The organism is Nonomuraea sp. CA-143628 (assembly GCF_050942315.1).
Lineage (GTDB): Bacteria > Actinomycetota > Actinomycetes > Streptosporangiales > Streptosporangiaceae > Nonomuraea.
The window spans coordinates 8683766-8699000 of sequence record NZ_CP192072.1 but is presented as its reverse complement, the minus strand read 5'-3'; the positions used below and the strand labels follow the sequence as shown (position 1 = coordinate 8699000).

The following is a 15235-nucleotide window of genomic DNA, read 5'->3' as shown; positions in this document are numbered from 1 at the left end:
CAGCCCCACTGACCAGCGCTTTTCATGGGAGCCCAGGCAAGCGCCACCTGCCGAAGGGGCGAGGAGAGTTTCCCCCTCCCACCGGCCGCTCCCCCCAAGAGGAAGTAAGAGCAGACGCATGTCCCACACCTACCGCAACGCTGTCATCCCCGAGCGAGTCGTGAACCTGGACGAGGCCCGACACCGGCACGGTGCGATGGCCGACCACGCGGCCCACATGGTCATGGCCGGAGACCCGCTGGCCGACGCCGTGATCGCCGAACTCGACCAGCTGGGCAAGGAAGGCCGCCACATCCTCAACCGGGGACTCGCCGACGGTCTTACCAGCCTGGGCGAACAGCCGCCCAAGGCCATCGAGGCACTGCTGCGGCAGTTGGAGACAGTGCCTTCCTGGGCCGATCCCGCACAGATCGACCGTGGTGAGGTCGCCCTGCTGTCGGTGCCCCAGCCGTGGTTCGAGATCTGCGCGATCAGCAGCGCCCTCGTGCACACCTATGCCTCGCCCGCCATCGCCCGGCTGCTGGCGCAGACGGGACAGCTGACGAAGATGGCTTCCCGCCGGCTCGTCGAGACCGGGATGTGGGGGCGTCAGAGCACGCTGCCCGGAGGTCTTCACCGAGGAGCTCCCGGCTACATCAGCACCGCGCAGGTCCGACTGCTGCATGCGCGGATACGAGCCACCGCTCTCCAGCACGGCTGGGACACAGCCGTCTGGGGCCTTCCCATCGGTCAGACCGACATGGCCCGCACATGGCTGGACTTCACGCTCACTCCCTTCACAGCCCTCGCGGCAGTCGGCATCGAGCTGAGTGCCGAAGAACAGAAGGGCTTGTACCAGTACTGGTCCTACACCGCCTATCTGCTCGGGATCGATGAACGCTTCTACCAGGGCGTCACGGACCACGCCAGCGCTCGTCGTCTGCAGAACCTGCTGGACATGACGAACGCTGAGCCGGACGACAACTCACGTGCGCTGACCGCGGCCATGGTCAGCGCCACGGCCAGCGCACCCAACCCCCTGAACAGCCAGGCCAGGCGCTGGCAGACCTTCACGGCTGACTCCGCAGAGACGGCCCGCCGCGAGAACGCGCAAGGTCCCGGCCCCGATGAAGCCTTCCGCCTTCCCGGCGGCACCGCTTACGAGCAGAACATCGCCGTGCCCACCACGGCATGAACGGTCCTCGCGCGATCCGCCCGCACCGAGTGCTCAGATCCGCTCCACGCGCCTCAACATGCTCGCTCCGCGGGGCCCGGCCCGCTCGGAGTACGAGTCCCGGCCGGGCCGCCCGCACGTCCTCAGTGGCGCGTCAGGAGGTGGTTCACATCGGATCGCACAGCGGTACGGTGCTGTAATCCTCGCCTGTCACCGGCCGGATGTCCTGCCAGCGCACCCATCGGGCCTGGCCCATGTGCTCGGTGCCGTCGTCGGTGTTCAGCGTCTTTGGGGGCCATAGCAGGAATCCCCACCGCTCTCCCTCCGTATCGCCCCAAGCCAGCAGATAACGCGCCTCGCCGCCGCGGCCGGCGGTCGAGAACGTCGTCGCGGCATGTTCGACGATCGGCGGCCGCCACAACCCTGGTAGGCCTTTCATGTCGAGATGCATTGGTCCATTATACGAACTGGCGTTCGACATCGCTAGCCGAACACGCTGTTTCCAAGGCTCTATCTGGGCGAACGCGGTGGGAACCTGGACGGCCAGACTCCGCTGGACCTGCGTGACTGGACCTGCGTGTGCGTGTGTGGGCGTGTGAGCACGGCGGGGCTGCGGCGTGTGGGCACGGCGGGGCGCGGCTGGGCCTGCGTTGTGAACGCGCCCGGATGGGCGTGGGCGTGCGGAGGGGTGTTCGGCGGGCCGGCGGACGCCGTGAGGGCTGGCCGCCCTCGTGCGGGGACGTGCCGCTGGGCCCGCGGCGGTGCGCGCGAAGACCTAGAGGAGCGTGAAGACCTAGAGGATCGCGAAGGTCTACAGGATCGCGAAGGGCCTTCGGGGGTTGCGAAGAGACGCAGGCACGGCGCTTGGCAGCGTGCGTCGCGAAGGGCCTATGAGGTCGCGTAGGGCCTACGAGTGCCGGAGGTGTGTGGCGGGATCCGCCTGAGGGACCTGTACGGCAGGACCACGGGCCTGGAGGCGTGCGGAAAGGGCTGCCCTACTGGGTTCCTCGGCCTGGTGGACGAGGTGGCGGGGTCCCGTGCGTGTCCGGACAAAGCCCGTCGTGCTCCCGTACGGAGGTTCACCGTGCCGCCGTACGCGAGCACCAAGACGAAAAAGCGGGACGCACCCGTCACATGGCGCGCCCCGAAAAGCAGGAGCGGTCAGAAGGACTCGACGGCGCGGCGGGCTTCCGCGTCGAGGACGCCCCAGCTGATGAGCTCCTCCGTCAGCTCGCTCGGCGACTTGTCGTAGATCACGGCCAGGGAGCGCAGGTCCTCCTGGCGGATCGACAGGACCTTCCCGTTGTAGTCGCCACGCTGGCTCTGGATGGTGGCCGCGTAGCGGGCGAGCGCCCCGGCCTTCTCCTTCGGCAGCGTCGCAAGACGTTCGAGGTCGATGACAAGCTTCGGTGTCGGGCCGAGCGGGCTCGGCGCGGCACCGCCGGGCAGCAGCTCGGAGACGGGCACCCCGTAGAAGTCGGCAAGCTCGGCAAGTTTCTGAACCGTTACAGCACGGTCGCCCCGCTCGTACGAGCCCACGACTACGGCTTTCCACCTGCCACGCGACTTCTCTTCGACTCCATGCAGGGACAGGCCCTGCTGGGTGCGGATGGCGCGGAGTCGTGCACCCAGCGACTTTGCGTACTCAGACGGCATCGTGTGGCCCCCCGGCTCTCGTATGTAGCGCTCTCAGTAGATTGTGCTCCCTTGCGGCGTATGCCCCGGCCACCGGGGGGTGTGTGCCTTGTTAGGCACCATCGGTAGCCATGGCTCTGGGTTTACCCCATAACGCCGCGCAGTGTGGTTACGCACAGTGACGGTAAAGGGGCGGACGCCGAAGGTCAAGCTGATTGGAAAAAAGATGCCGAATCCGATCCGGGATGGAACGACTTATTAGCCCCTCTTGTCCCCTGAGTAACAATACTTCGTCACTGTTTGTCCGGTGACATGCATGGTGGAAATCACCGCTAAACCATGTCAGTGATCGCGTGGAGGCCGAGGTGAGAGGCGTTGAGAGGGCCAGCGAGGGCCGCCCAAGAGCACTGCCGAGAGCGCGGCGACGAACACGGCGACGGCTGGCGGGCCCGCCGGCGGCCCCCACCGGCGGGTCCGACCGTGGGGGCGATGGTCGGGGCGGGGGTCGGGGCGGGGGTGTGGCGCAGGGGTCAGGATTGACGGGTTAGGATCATGACCGGACACGTGGCCGCCCGGACGATTTTGAGCGACGTGTCCCCGAGGAACACCCGCCGCAACGGCCCCGCGTTGCTGGAGGCGCAGATGAGCAGTTCGCCCGGCGACCACGACGTCTGGCCCATGGCCTGTGCCACGTCGCGGCCCTCCAGGATCTCGAACTCCGCCCGGATGTGCGGCCGTTGCCCGGTGGCCGCCGCCTGCAGGTCGTCCGCCACCTGGTCGCGCAGCCGCGTGAGCATGTCCTCCTCGATCTTGGCGCGGCGGGCGCCGCGGACCAGCATGGTGACCAGCCGCAGCGGCACGTCGAGGATGACCGCGGCCTTGGCGGCCTCGTGCACCCCGGCGTCGGAGCAGGGGCTACGGCGGTAGGCGACCGTGATCCGCTCGATGGCCGCGGTCGGCGCGTCCGCGTAGCCGCGCGGGACCAGCATGACCGGCACCGTCGAGGAGTGCAGCAGCTGGTCGGCGGTGCTGCCGACGGAGATGCGGCCCCTGCCGCCGCCCGGCGCGGAGCCGATCACGACGACGTCCGCCGCGCGTTTGCGGGCCAGGTCCACCAGCCCGCGCCCGCTGCCCTTGTTGGTGTGGACGACGTAGTCGGCCTTGTCGCCGGTGAGCGCCCGGGCCTGCCCGAGCGTGGCCTCCGCCTGTTCCTGCAGGTATTTGCGCCACTCGGTCAGGTCGGCGCGCGCGGGCCCCGGCGTGGTCCACGCGGGCGGCTGCACGTACGCCACCGTCAGCTGCCCCTTGACCTGCTCGGCCAGGACCACGGCCAGCGCCAGCGCGTCACGTCCTCTCGGCTCGGGGATGAATCCGGCCAGTACGCTTTCGAGCTTCATTGGGGCACCTCGGTGTTCAACCGCGAGTGGCGATAGCCGTACAGGAAGTAACAGATCAGGCCCGCCAGCATCCACAGGCCGAACGCCTGCCAGGTGACGCCGGCCAGACCGGCCATCACGATGACGCAGAAGATCGTGCCCAGGATCGGCGTGGCGGGGAAGAGCGGCGTGCGGAAGCTGCGCGGCAGCTCGGGGCTGCGGTAGCGGAGCACGAGCACGCCGATGTTGACGATGGCGAAGGCGAACAGCGTCCCGATGCTCGTGGCCTCGGCGAGCTGGCCCAGCGGCACCAGCCCGGCCAGTACGGAGATGAACGCCGCCACGATGAGCGTGTTGGCGACGGGGACCTGGTGGCGCGGGTTCACCTTCTGGAAGATGTGCGGGATGAGCCCGTCGCGGGACATCGCGAACAGGATGCGGGTCTGGCCGTAGATGACGGTCAGGACGACGCTGGCGATGGCCACGACCGCGCCGAAGGAGACGATCAGGCCCGCCCAGGTGGCGCCGGTGGCGAGATCCACGATGTAGGAGAGGCTGGCTTCGGTGCGCTCGGGGTCGAAGTCGGTCCACGGCATGGCGCCGATCGCGGCCACGGCGACCACGACGTAGATGATGGTGACGATGGCCAGCGACAGGATGATCGCCAGGGGCAGGTCGCGCTTGGGGTTCTTGGCCTCCTCGCCGGCGGTGGAGGCGGCGTCGAAGCCGATGTAGGAGAAGAACACCTGCGAGGCGGCGGCCGTGACGCCCGCCACGCCCATGGGCGCGAACGGTGAGAAGTGCCCGGCCCTGAAGGCGGTGAAGGCCACCACGCAGAAGAAGACCAGCACGGCGACCTTGATGAGCACGAACACGGCGTTGGCCGTGGCGCTCTCCGACGCCCCGCGCAGCAGCAGCCAGGTGGCCAGCAGCACGATGAGGATCGCGGTGACGTTGACCACACCGCCGTCCTGCCCGGGGGAGTGGGTGATCGACGCGGGCAGCTCCCAGCCGAACAGGCCCTTCAGGAAGGAGTTGAGGTATTCGCCCCAGCCGACCGACACCGCCGCGACCGACACCGCGTACTCCAGCATGAGGCACCAGCCGCAGATCCAGGCGACGATCTCGCCCAGCGTCGCGTACGCGTAGGAGTAGGACGAGCCGGACACCGGGATCGTGCCGGCCAGCTCCGCGTACGACAGCGCGGAGAACAGCGCCGTGATCGCGGCCAGCACGAAGGCCAGCACGACGGCGGGACCCGCCTTCGGCACGGCCTGGCCGAGGATGACGAAGATGCCGGTGCCGAGCGTGGCGCCGACGCTGAACAGCGTGAGCTGCCACAGCGACATCGTGCGGCGCAGCTCACCGCCCTCGCCGTGGCCCCCTTCGGCCACGATCTGGTCGGTGGGCTTGATGCGGAAGAGCCGTTGGGCGAGTGCCATCGAAACCTCCTAGAGCCCTAAAGCGTGCTGGTCAGCGGCCAGCGGGCGTTCGGCGTGACGATCGTGCCGGCGGTGCCTTCCAGGATCTGCTCCGCCTGCCCGAGCTCGCCGATGGCCGCCATGTCGCCGGTGGTCTCCACGAAACGGCAGACCGCTTCCACTTTCGGCCCCATGGAGCCCGCTGGGAAGTCGAGGGCGCGTAGTTCGTGCGGGGTGGTGTTCGCGAGTTCGCTCTGGTGCGGTGTGCCGAAGTCCCTCAGTACGCGCGGCACGTCGGTCAGGATGAGGAAGGCGTCGCATTCGAGCGCCTCGGCCAGCATCGACGCCGTGGAGTCCTTGTCGATGACCGCCTCGACGCCGGACAGCCGGCCGTGCTCGTCGCGGATGACCGGGATGCCGCCGCCGCCCGCGCAGATCACCACGACCCCCTCGCGGACCATCTTGCTGATCAGCCGTGTCTCCACCACGCGCTGCGGGGTGGGGGAGGGGACGACGCGCCGCCAGTCGTGGCCGTCGGCGGCGACCGTCCAGCCGTACTCCTTGGCCAGCTTCGTGGCCTCCTCCTGGTCGTAGACCGGGCCGACGAACTTGGTCGGGTTGTCGAAGGCCGGATCGACCGCCGACACGAGCGTCTGCGTCACCATGGCCAGGACCTGCCGGCCGGGTAGCGCGTTCTGCAGGGCCTGCAGCATCCAGTAGCCGATCATGCCCTGCGTCTCGGCGCCGAGCGTGTCGAACGGGTAGGGCTTGGTCAGGCGGGGGTCGTTGGCGCTCTCCAGCGCCAGCAGGCCCACCTGCGGCCCGTTCCCGTGGGTGATGATCAGCTCGTGCTTCTCCGCGAGCTTGGCCAGCGTCTTGGCCGCGTTGGCGACGTTGGCGATCTGCGGCTCCACGTCCGCCTGCTGGCTGCGCCGGAGCACCGCGTTGCCCCCCAGGGCGACGATGACCCTCATCGCTCAGAAGCCGTCCCGCTCGAGCGGGCAGCTCATGCAGCGCGGCCCCCCGCGTCCCCTGCCGAGCTCGCTGCCCCGGATCGTGATGACCTCGATGCCGTGGCCGCGCAGGAAGTTGTTGGTCGTGGTGTTGCGTTCGTAGGCGACGACCACGCCCGGCTCGATGGCCAGCGCGTTGCAGCCGTCGTCCCACTGCTCCCGCTCGGCGGCGTAGACGTCCTGCGTCGGGATGAGGACCTTGATGTCGTCCAGGTCCAGGGCCCGCGCCATGGCCCGGTGCATGTCCTCCGGCGGGTGGTCGGTGACCTTGAGCTCCTTCTCGGTGTCGCCCGGCTCGATCGTGTACGAGGGCAGCATGCCGAGCCCCGCGTACTTGGTGAACACGCCCACGTCCACCATCGTCATCACGGTGTCGAGGTGCATGAACGCGCGGGCCTTCGGCATGTTCAGCGCGATGATCTTCCGCGCGGAGCCGGCCTGGAACAGCCGCTGCGCGAGCATCTCGATGGCCTGCGGCTGGGTACGCTCGCTCATCCCGATCAGCACCACGCCGCGTCCGAGGACCAGCACGTCGCCGCCCTCCAGTGTGGCCGGAGCGACCGACTGGCCGGGCAGCCACACGTTGTAGCCGCCCTTCTGCGGCCGGCCGAACCCGTCGGCGAAGGTCGGGTGGAACTCGTAGACGGCCTCCATGTTCACCGTCTCGCGCATGCGCGCCTTCTTCTTCATCGCGTTGATCGAGACGCCGTCGTACACCCAGCAGGAGGTGTCGCGGGTGAACAGGTGGTTCGGCAGCGGCGGCAGGATGAAGTCGTCGTCGCCGGCCGCGTGGTAGGACATCGACTTGGGGTCACAGCCCGCCTCGACCATCTCGCGTTTGGTGATGCCCCCCGTCAGGTACATCTGCAGGGTCTTGGAGTCCATGGAGTCGAGGGTGTTGCGGATGTCGTCGACGGCCAGGGGGCCCATGAAGCGCTCGTCGAGGATCCCGTCGAGGATGTGCTTGCGCGCTTCGGGGATCTCGATCGTCTCCCTGAGCAGGTCCGCCAGCATGTGGACCTTGACGCCGCGCTCCCGCAGCACCTGCTGGAACTCCTCGTGCTCCTCCATCGCGCGCTGCACCCACAGCACGTCGTCGAAGAGGAACGCGTCCTTGTTGGTCGGGGTGAGCCGCTTGAGCGCCAGGTCGGGCTTGTGCAGCAGCACCTGGTAGAGCTTGCCCACCTCGGAGTCGACATGGAAGGTCATTGTCCCTGTATCCCCTCGAAGCAGGCGGACGTCAACGCGCTGGCACCGCCCGCGATGCCCGTCACGTGCCCCGCGTGGACGGTTCCGACACGGAAAGGGCGGGGAAATTACCCAACCGTGGGCAGCCATGGGGAGTAGGTGGCAAGAGTTCTGGCTGGTAGCCCCTGGTACTGTGTGTCACGACCAACACCCTTTTAAGACCCGTCCCGTGAGGCGGGAAAGGTGGTGAGCTCTGCCGTGTCCGAATCCCCAACGTCCGACCAGACCCCCTTGTCGAGGGCCGTTCTGGAGGGCCCGGACATCCACCGGGCGCTGACCCGGATCGCGCACGAGATCCTCGAACGAACCAAGGGCGCCGACGGCGTCGTCCTCCTCGGCATCCCGACCCGCGGCGTCACCCTGGCCCGCCGGCTCGGTGACCGCATCGAACGCTTCGAAGGCGTCAAGATCCCCGTCGGCTCGGTCGACATCACGATGTACCGCGACGACCTCCGGCTCCGGCCCGCCCGGCCGCTCGGCCACACCGAGCTGCCGCCCGACGGCATCGACGGCAGGATCGTGGTGCTGGTCGACGACGTCCTGTACTCCGGCCGCACCGTCCGCGCGGCACTCGACGCGCTCAACGACCTCGGCCGCCCGACCGCCGTACAGCTGGCCACGCTGGTCGACCGCGGCCATCGCGAGCTGCCCATCCGCGCCGACTACGTCGGCAAGAACCTGCCGACCGCCAAGAGCGAGAAGGTGAAGGTCTACCTGCAGGAGACCGACGGGCGCGACGCCGTGCTGTTGATGAAGGAGGAGGCCAAGTGAACCGCCATCTCATCTCCGCGGGCGACCTCGGCAAGGACGACGCCCTGCTCATCCTCGACACGGCCGAGGAACTGGCGAGGGTCTCGGAACGTTCCATCAAGAAGCTGCCCACATTGCGCGGCCGTACGGTGGTCAACCTGTTCTTCGAGGACTCCACCCGCACCCGCATCTCCTTCGAGGCGGCGGCCAAGCGGCTGTCGGCCGACGTCATCAACTTCTCCGCCAAGGGCTCCAGCGTCTCCAAGGGCGAGTCGCTGAAGGACACGGCTCTGACGCTGGAGGCGATGGGCGCCGACGCGGTCGTCATCCGCCACAGCGCCTCCGGCGCGCCGCACCGCCTGGCCAACTGGGTGCACGGCAGCGTCGTCAACGCCGGCGACGGCACCCACGAGCACCCCACGCAGGCGCTGCTCGACGCCTTCTCCATGCGCCGCCGCCTGGGCGGCCTCGACGGCCGCAAGGTCACGATCGTCGGCGACGTCCTGCACAGCCGGGTCGCCCGCTCCAACGTGCTGCTCCTGGCCACGCTCGGCGCCGACGTCACGCTGGTGGCGCCGCCCACGCTGCTGCCGGTCTCGGTCGACACGTGGCCGTGCGCGGTCTCCTACGACCTCGACGCGGTGCTGCCCAAGTCCGACGTGGTGATGATGCTGCGGGTGCAGAAGGAGCGGATGAACGCCGCCTACTTCCCGAGCGAGCGCGAATACTCCCGCCGCTACGGCCTCGACCGCGACCGCTTCGCCAAGATGCCCGACGAGGCCATCGTGATGCACCCCGGGCCGATGAACCGGGGCATGGAGATCGCCGCCGAGGTGGCCGACTCGCCGCGCTCGACCATCGTCGAGCAGGTCGCCAACGGTGTGACCATCCGCATGGCCGTCCTGTACCTGCTGCTCGGGGGAGAGACTTCGTGATCATTCGCAACGTACGGATCGTCGGTGGCGAGCCCGTCGACATCCGCGTCGAGGACGGGGTGATCGCCGAGATCGCCCCGCGGATCGACGGGGAGGCGGCGATCGAGGGCGGCGGCGCGATCGTGCTGCCCGGCCTGGTCGACCTGCACACCCACCTGCGCGAGCCCGGCCGCGAGGACGCCGAGACCGTGCAGACCGGCACCCAGTCGGCCGCCCGCGGCGGCTACACCGCCGTGCACGCCATGGCCAACACCTCGCCCGTCGCCGACACCGCCGGCGTGGTCGAGCAGGTCTGGCGGCTGGGCCGGGAGTTCGCCCACTGCGACGTCCAGCCGGTCGGCGCGGTCACCGTCGGCCTGGAGGGCAGGCAGCTGGCCGAGCTCGGCGCGATGGCCGACTCCGCCGCCCGGGTCCGCGTCTTCTCCGACGACGGCAGGTGCGTCGACGACGCCGTGCTGATGCGCCGCGCCCTGGAGTACGTCAAGGCGTTCGACGGCGTGATCGCCCAGCACGCCCAGGAACCCAGGCTGACCGGCGGCGCCCAGATGAACGAGGGCGTCGTCTCCGGCCGGCTCGGCCTGACCGGCTGGCCGGCGGTCGCCGAGGAGGCGATCATCGCCCGCGACTGCCTGCTGGCCGCGCACGTCGGCTCCCGGCTGCACGTCTGCCACGTCTCCACGGCCGGTTCGGTGGAGATCCTGCGCTGGGCCAAGTCCAAGGGCTGGAACATCACCGCCGAGGTCACCCCGCACCACCTGCTGCTCACCGACGACCTCGTCGAGGACTCCCCGGTCGGCGCCTACAACCCCATCTACAAGGTCAACCCGCCGCTGCGCACCCGCGCCGACGTGGAGGCGCTGCGCGCCGCGCTGGCCGACGGCACGATCGACATCGTCGCCACCGACCACGCGCCCCACCCGGTCGAGGACAAGGAGACCGAGTGGTCGGCCGCGGCCATGGGCATGGTCGGCCTGGAGACCGCGCTCAGCGTGGTGCAGGAGGCCATGGTCGACACCGGGCTGCTCGACTGGGCCGGCGTCGCCGAGCGCATGTCGATCGTGCCCGCGCGTATCGGCCGCCTTGCGGGGCACGGGCAACCGATCGAGGTGGGCGTACCGGCCAACCTCACGTTGTACGACCCGTCCGTCCGTACAGAGGTGGATCCGTCCGCCTTCGCGTCGAAGAGCCGCAACACGCCGTACGAGGGAATGACGCTCCCCGGCCGGGTCGTGGCGACCTTCCTGCGCGGCAAGCCGACAGTACTTGAAGGGAAGCTGGTGTGACTTCTGCGCTGCTCGTTCTGGAGGACGGTCGCGTCTTCCACGGAACCCCGTATGGCGCCGCGGGCGAGACGTTCGGCGAGATGGTCTTCAACACCGGCATGACCGGCTACCAGGAGACCCTCACCGACCCGTCCTACCACCGGCAGATCGTCGCGATGACGGCCCCCCACATCGGCAACACCGGCGTCAACGACGAGGACCCCGAGTCGGGCCGCGTCTGGGTCGCCGGCTACGTCGTACGCGAGCCGTCCCGCGTGGTCTCCAACTGGCGGGCCAACCGCTCGCTGGACGATTACCTCAAGGAACAGGGCGTCGTCGGCATCGCCATGCCGGGCACCCGCGCGCTCACCCGCCACCTGCGCGAGCGCGGCGCCATGCGCGCCGGGATCTTCACCGATCCGTCCGAGCCGGTCGATGAGCTCGTCAAGCGCGTACGGCGGGCGCCGCGCATGGAGGGCGCCGACCTGTCCTCCGAGGTGGCCACGACCGAGCCGTACATCGTGCCGGCCATCGGCGCGAAGCGGTTCACGGTCGCCGCCGTGGACCTGGGCATCAAGGGCATGACGCCGCAGCGGATGGCCGAGCGCGGCTGCGAGGTGCACGTGCTGCCGGCCGGCGCCACGTTCGAGCAGATCATGGCAATCGAGCCGGACGGTGTGTTCCTGTCCAACGGGCCGGGCGACCCGGCCACCGTGGACGTCACGCCACTGCGGCGGGTGCTGGAGGCCGGGCTGCCGTTCTTCGGCATCTGCTTCGGCAACCAGATCTTCGGCCGCGCTCTGGGGCTGTCCACGTACAAGCTGCGTTACGGGCACCGCGGGGTCAATCAGCCGGTCCAGGACGTACGGACCGGAAAAGTGGAGATCTCCGCGCACAACCACGGCTTCGCCGTCGAGGCGCCGATCGGCGAGTCGTTCGACACCCCTTACGGCCGGGCCGAGGTCAGCCATGTCAACCTCAACGACCGCTGCGTGGAAGGGCTGCGCCTGCTCGACGGGCGCGCCTTCAGCGTCCAGTACCACCCTGAGGCCGCCGCCGGGCCGCACGACGCCGCCTACCTTTTCGACGAGTTCTGTGAGGTCATGAACCGTGCCCAAGCGTGATGACATCGGGTCCGTCCTGGTGATCGGCTCGGGGCCGATCGTGATCGGTCAGGCGTGCGAGTTCGACTACTCCGGCACCCAGGCCTGCCGCGTGCTGCGCGACGAGGGGTTCCGCGTGATCCTCGTCAACAGCAACCCGGCGACGATCATGACCGACCCCGAGTTCGCCGACGCCACCTACGTCGAGCCGATCACCCCCGAGTACGTCGAGAAGATCATCGCCAAGGAGCGCCCCGACGCGCTCCTGCCGACCCTGGGCGGCCAGACCGCCCTCAACACCGCCGTCGCGCTGCACGAGTCGGGCGCGCTGGAGCGCTACGACGTCGAGCTGATCGGCGCCGACTTCGACGCGATCCAGGCGGGCGAGAACCGCGAGAAGTTCAAGGAGATCGTCGCCAAGGTCGCCCGCGAGCACGGCCTGAACGCGGAGTCGGCCAACTCGGTCGTCTGCCACACGATGGACGAGTGCCTGGCCGCCGCGACCGAGCTCGGCTACCCGCTGGTCGTGCGGCCCTCCTTCACGATGGGCGGCGTCGGGTCCGGGTTCGCCTACGACGAGTCCGACCTGCGCCGCATCGCCGGCGCCGGGCTGGACGCCTCGCCGACCACCGAGGTGCTCCTGGAGGAGTCGATCCTCGGCTGGAAGGAGTACGAGCTCGAGGTCATGCGCGACAAGCATGACAACGTGGTCATCGTCTGCTCCATCGAGAACATCGACCCGATGGGCGTCCACACCGGCGACAGCGTCACCGTCGCCCCCGCGCTCACGCTGACCGACCGCGAATACCAGAACATGCGCGACGTCGCGATCGCGGTCATCCGCGAGGTCGGCGTCGACACCGGCGGCTGCAACATCCAGTTCGCGGTCAACCCGGCGACCGGCCGCATGATCGTCATCGAGATGAACCCGCGCGTGTCCCGATCGAGCGCCCTGGCCTCGAAGGCCACCGGCTTCCCGATCGCCAAGATCGCCGCCAAGCTGGCCATCGGCTACACGCTCGACGAGATCCCCAACGACATCACCAAGGAGACCCCGGCCTCCTTCGAGCCCACGCTCGACTACATCGTGGTCAAGGTGCCGCGGTTCGCCTTCGAGAAGTTCAGGGGCGCCGACCAGACCCTCACCACGCACATGAAGTCGGTGGGCGAGGCCATGGCCATCGGCCGCTCCTTCCCCGAGGCGCTGCAGAAGGCGCTGCGCTCGCTGGAGAAGAAGGACTCCTCCTTCACCTGGGCCGGCCCCCAGCGGCCGAAGGCCGAGCTCATCGAGGAATCCCGCGTCCCGCACGACGGCCGGCTGCGCACCGTGCAGCAGGCCATCCGGGCCGGCGCCACCGCCGAGGAGCTCTTCGAGGCCACCCACATCGACCCCTGGTTCCTCGACCAGCTGTTCCTGCTGGACGAGGAGGCGCGGACCCTCGGCGAGGCCACCGAGCTGACCCCCGAGGTGCTGGACCGGGCCAAGCGCCACGGCTTCAGCGACGCGCAGATCGGCGAGATCCGCGGCATCGACGAGGCCCGCGTACGCGACCTGCGCCACGCGCTCGGCCTGCGGCCGGTCTACAACACGGTCGACACCTGCGCCGCCGAGTTCGCCGCCAAGACCCCCTACCTCTACTCGGCCTACGACGAGGAGAGCGAGGTCCCGTACGGCGAGCGGGAGAAGGTCATCATCCTCGGCTCCGGGCCCAACCGCATCGGCCAGGGCATCGAGTTCGACTACGCCTGCGTGCACGCCTCCTTCGAGCTGTCGCGGGCCGGGTTCGAGACCGTCATGGTCAACTGCAATCCGGAGACGGTCTCGACCGACTACGACACCTCCGACCGGCTCTACTTCGAGCCGCTCACGCTGGAGGACGTGCTGGAGGTCGTACACGCCGAGCAGCAGACGGGCCCCGTCGCGGGCGTGATCGTGCAGCTCGGCGGGCAGACGCCGCTGGGCCTCGCGCAGGCGCTCAAGGACGCGGGCGTGCCCGTGGTCGGCACCTCGCCCGAGTCGATCCACCTGGCGGAGGAGCGCGGCGCGTTCGGCCGGGTGCTCGCCGAGGCGCAGCTGCCCGCGCCCAAGCACGGCACCGCGACGACCGTCGCCGAGGCGCTGACCGTGGCCGAGGAGATCGGCTACCCCGTGCTCGTCCGGCCCTCGTACGTGCTCGGCGGGGCCGGCATGGCCATCGTCTACGACGACGCGACCCTGACCACCTACATGGCGGCCCAGGAGGGCGGCCATCCGGTGCTGGTCGACAAGTTCCTCGACGAGGCCATCGAGATCGACGTCGACGCCCTGTTCGACGGCGAGGAGCTCTACCTGGGCGGCGTCATGGAGCACATCGAGGAGGCCGGGATCCACTCCGGCGACTCGGCGTGCGCGCTGCCGCCGATCACGCTCGGCAGCAACGACATCAAGCGCATCCGCGCCGCCACCGAGGGCATCGCCCGCGGCGTCGGGGTCCGCGGGCTGCTGAACGTCCAGTACGCCATGTCGGCCGGCGTCCTGTACGTCCTGGAGGCCAACCCGCGCGCCAGCCGTACCGTGCCGTTCGTCTCCAAGGCCACGGCGGTGCCGCTGGCCAAGGCGGCGGCTCGCGTGATGCTGGGCGCCTCGATCGCCTCGCTGCGCGAGGAGGGCATGCTGCCCGCCACGGGCGACGGCGGCACGCTGCCGCTGGAGGCGCCGATCGCGGTGAAGGAGGCGGTGCTGCCGTTCAACCGCTTCCGCGGCGTCGACATCGTGCTCGGGCCCGAGATGCGCTCCACGGGCGAGGTCATGGGCATCGACGAGTCCTTCGGCGTCGCCTTCGCCAAGTCACAGGCGGCCGCCTACGGGGAACTTCCCATCAAGGGCCGGGCCTTCGTGTCGGTGGCCAACCGGGACAAGCGTGCGATGATCTTCCCGGTACGGGCGCTCGCCGACCTCGGGTTCGAGATCCTGGCCACCGAGGGGACCGCCGAGGTGCTGCGCCGCAACGGTGTCCATGCCAAGATCGTGCGAAAGCAGAGCGAGGGGCCCGGAGCCGGAGGTGAGCCCACGAGTGTCCAGTACATCCTCGACGGCGAGATCGACCTGATCGTCAACACGCCGTTCGGCAGTCCGGGCCAGTCGGGCCCGCGGCTCGACGGCTACGACATCCGCACCGCCGCCGTGCTGCGCGGCATCCCGTGCATCACCACGGTCGCCGGACTCGCCGCCGCGGCCGCGGGCATCCAGGCCATCGTGCGGGGCGACGTCGGCGTACGGTCCCTCCAGGAGCACGGGCGGGCGCTGCGGGCGGCAGGGGCGTAGGGCTCGATCGACGGCAGGCTCCCGCGGGAGGTGAA

12 protein-coding genes are annotated in these 15235 nt (G+C 69.5%); 6 read left to right on the top strand and 6 right to left on the bottom strand.

Annotated features, from left to right (window positions below; genetic code table 11):
• Positions 1-118: 118 nt before the first annotated feature.
• Positions 119-1174 (top strand): oxygenase MpaB family protein, encoded by a 1056-nt coding sequence (locus tag ACQP2T_RS39555; RefSeq protein WP_433509972.1) that lies wholly within the window; start codon positions 119-121, stop codon positions 1172-1174.
• 145 nt (positions 1175-1319) lie between these two features.
• On the opposite strand, the gene ACQP2T_RS39550 is transcribed toward ACQP2T_RS39555, so the two are convergent.
• From ACQP2T_RS39550 to ACQP2T_RS39525, 6 genes are all read right to left on the bottom strand, one after another.
• Positions 1320-1604 carry a hypothetical protein gene (locus ACQP2T_RS39550; protein WP_433509971.1) on the bottom strand — a complete coding sequence of 95 codons (285 nt, stop codon included), beginning with the start codon at positions 1602-1604 and terminating at the stop codon, positions 1320-1322.
• Positions 1605-2314: 710 nt separating this feature from the next.
• Positions 2315-2809: a transcriptional regulator BldD gene (gene bldD / locus ACQP2T_RS39545; protein WP_026214021.1), complete on the bottom strand. Its 495-nt coding sequence runs from the start codon at positions 2807-2809 to the stop codon at positions 2315-2317.
• Between the two features lie 509 nt (positions 2810-3318).
• The gene (locus tag ACQP2T_RS39540) at positions 3319-4185 is read right to left on the bottom strand and encodes a universal stress protein (protein ID WP_433509970.1); all 867 of its coding nucleotides are present in this window, start codon (positions 4183-4185) and stop codon (positions 3319-3321) included.
• Positions 4182-5606 carry an amino acid permease gene (locus tag ACQP2T_RS39535; protein ID WP_433509969.1) on the bottom strand — a complete coding sequence of 475 codons (1425 nt, stop codon included), beginning with the start codon at positions 5604-5606 and terminating at the stop codon, positions 4182-4184. The genes ACQP2T_RS39540 and ACQP2T_RS39535 overlap by 4 nt, the downstream gene beginning before the upstream one ends.
• A 17-nt stretch (positions 5607-5623) precedes the next feature.
• Positions 5624-6559 carry a carbamate kinase gene (arcC, locus tag ACQP2T_RS39530; protein ID WP_433509968.1) on the bottom strand — a complete coding sequence of 312 codons (936 nt, stop codon included), beginning with the start codon at positions 6557-6559 and terminating at the stop codon, positions 5624-5626.
• A gap of 3 nt (positions 6560-6562) precedes the next feature.
• On the bottom strand, positions 6563-7807 hold the full coding sequence (locus ACQP2T_RS39525; RefSeq protein WP_357945243.1) for an arginine deiminase: 1245 nt from the start codon (positions 7805-7807) through the stop codon (positions 6563-6565).
• A 237-nt stretch (positions 7808-8044) separates the two neighbouring features.
• On the opposite strand from ACQP2T_RS39525, the gene pyrR reads away from it, so the two are divergent.
• From pyrR to carB, 5 genes are read left to right on the top strand one after another with little or no spacing between them, the layout of a single operon-like run.
• A complete protein-coding gene (pyrR, locus tag ACQP2T_RS39520; RefSeq protein WP_433509967.1) occupies positions 8045-8617 on the top strand; it encodes a bifunctional pyr operon transcriptional regulator/uracil phosphoribosyltransferase PyrR in 573 nt (190 codons plus the stop codon).
• Positions 8614-9531 carry an aspartate carbamoyltransferase catalytic subunit gene (locus tag ACQP2T_RS39515; RefSeq protein WP_433509966.1) on the top strand — a complete coding sequence of 306 codons (918 nt, stop codon included), beginning with the start codon at positions 8614-8616 and terminating at the stop codon, positions 9529-9531. Before pyrR ends, ACQP2T_RS39515 begins: the two co-directional genes overlap by 4 nt.
• Entirely contained in the window at positions 9528-10814 is a 1287-nt protein-coding gene (locus ACQP2T_RS39510) for a dihydroorotase (RefSeq protein WP_433509965.1), read from the top strand. Before ACQP2T_RS39515 ends, ACQP2T_RS39510 begins: the two co-directional genes overlap by 4 nt.
• Entirely contained in the window at positions 10811-11917 is a 1107-nt protein-coding gene (gene carA / locus ACQP2T_RS39505; protein WP_433509964.1) for a glutamine-hydrolyzing carbamoyl-phosphate synthase small subunit, read from the top strand. The genes ACQP2T_RS39510 and carA overlap by 4 nt, the downstream gene beginning before the upstream one ends.
• Positions 11904-15200 carry a carbamoyl-phosphate synthase large subunit gene (gene carB / locus ACQP2T_RS39500; RefSeq protein ID WP_433509963.1) on the top strand — a complete coding sequence of 1099 codons (3297 nt, stop codon included), beginning with the start codon at positions 11904-11906 and terminating at the stop codon, positions 15198-15200. The genes carA and carB overlap by 14 nt, the downstream gene beginning before the upstream one ends.
• Positions 15201-15235: the final 35 nt, after the last annotated feature.

Bases quoted from the DNA above. Each gene is read 5' to 3' on its own strand.
- ACQP2T_RS39555 (WP_433509972.1), top strand. From the start codon at position 119: ATGTCCCACACCTACCGCAACGCTGTCATCCCCGAGCGAGTCGTGAAC.
- ACQP2T_RS39550 (WP_433509971.1), bottom strand. From the start codon at position 1,604: ATGCATCTCGACATGAAAGGCCTACCAGGGTTGTGGCGGCCGCCGATC.
- bldD (WP_026214021.1), bottom strand. From the start codon at position 2,809: ATGCCGTCTGAGTACGCAAAGTCGCTGGGTGCACGACTCCGCGCCATC.
- ACQP2T_RS39540 (WP_433509970.1), bottom strand. From the start codon at position 4,185: ATGAAGCTCGAAAGCGTACTGGCCGGATTCATCCCCGAGCCGAGAGGA.
- ACQP2T_RS39535 (WP_433509969.1), bottom strand. From the start codon at position 5,606: ATGGCACTCGCCCAACGGCTCTTCCGCATCAAGCCCACCGACCAGATC.
- arcC (WP_433509968.1), bottom strand. From the start codon at position 6,559: ATGAGGGTCATCGTCGCCCTGGGGGGCAACGCGGTGCTCCGGCGCAGC.
- ACQP2T_RS39525 (WP_357945243.1), bottom strand. From the start codon at position 7,807: ATGACCTTCCATGTCGACTCCGAGGTGGGCAAGCTCTACCAGGTGCTG.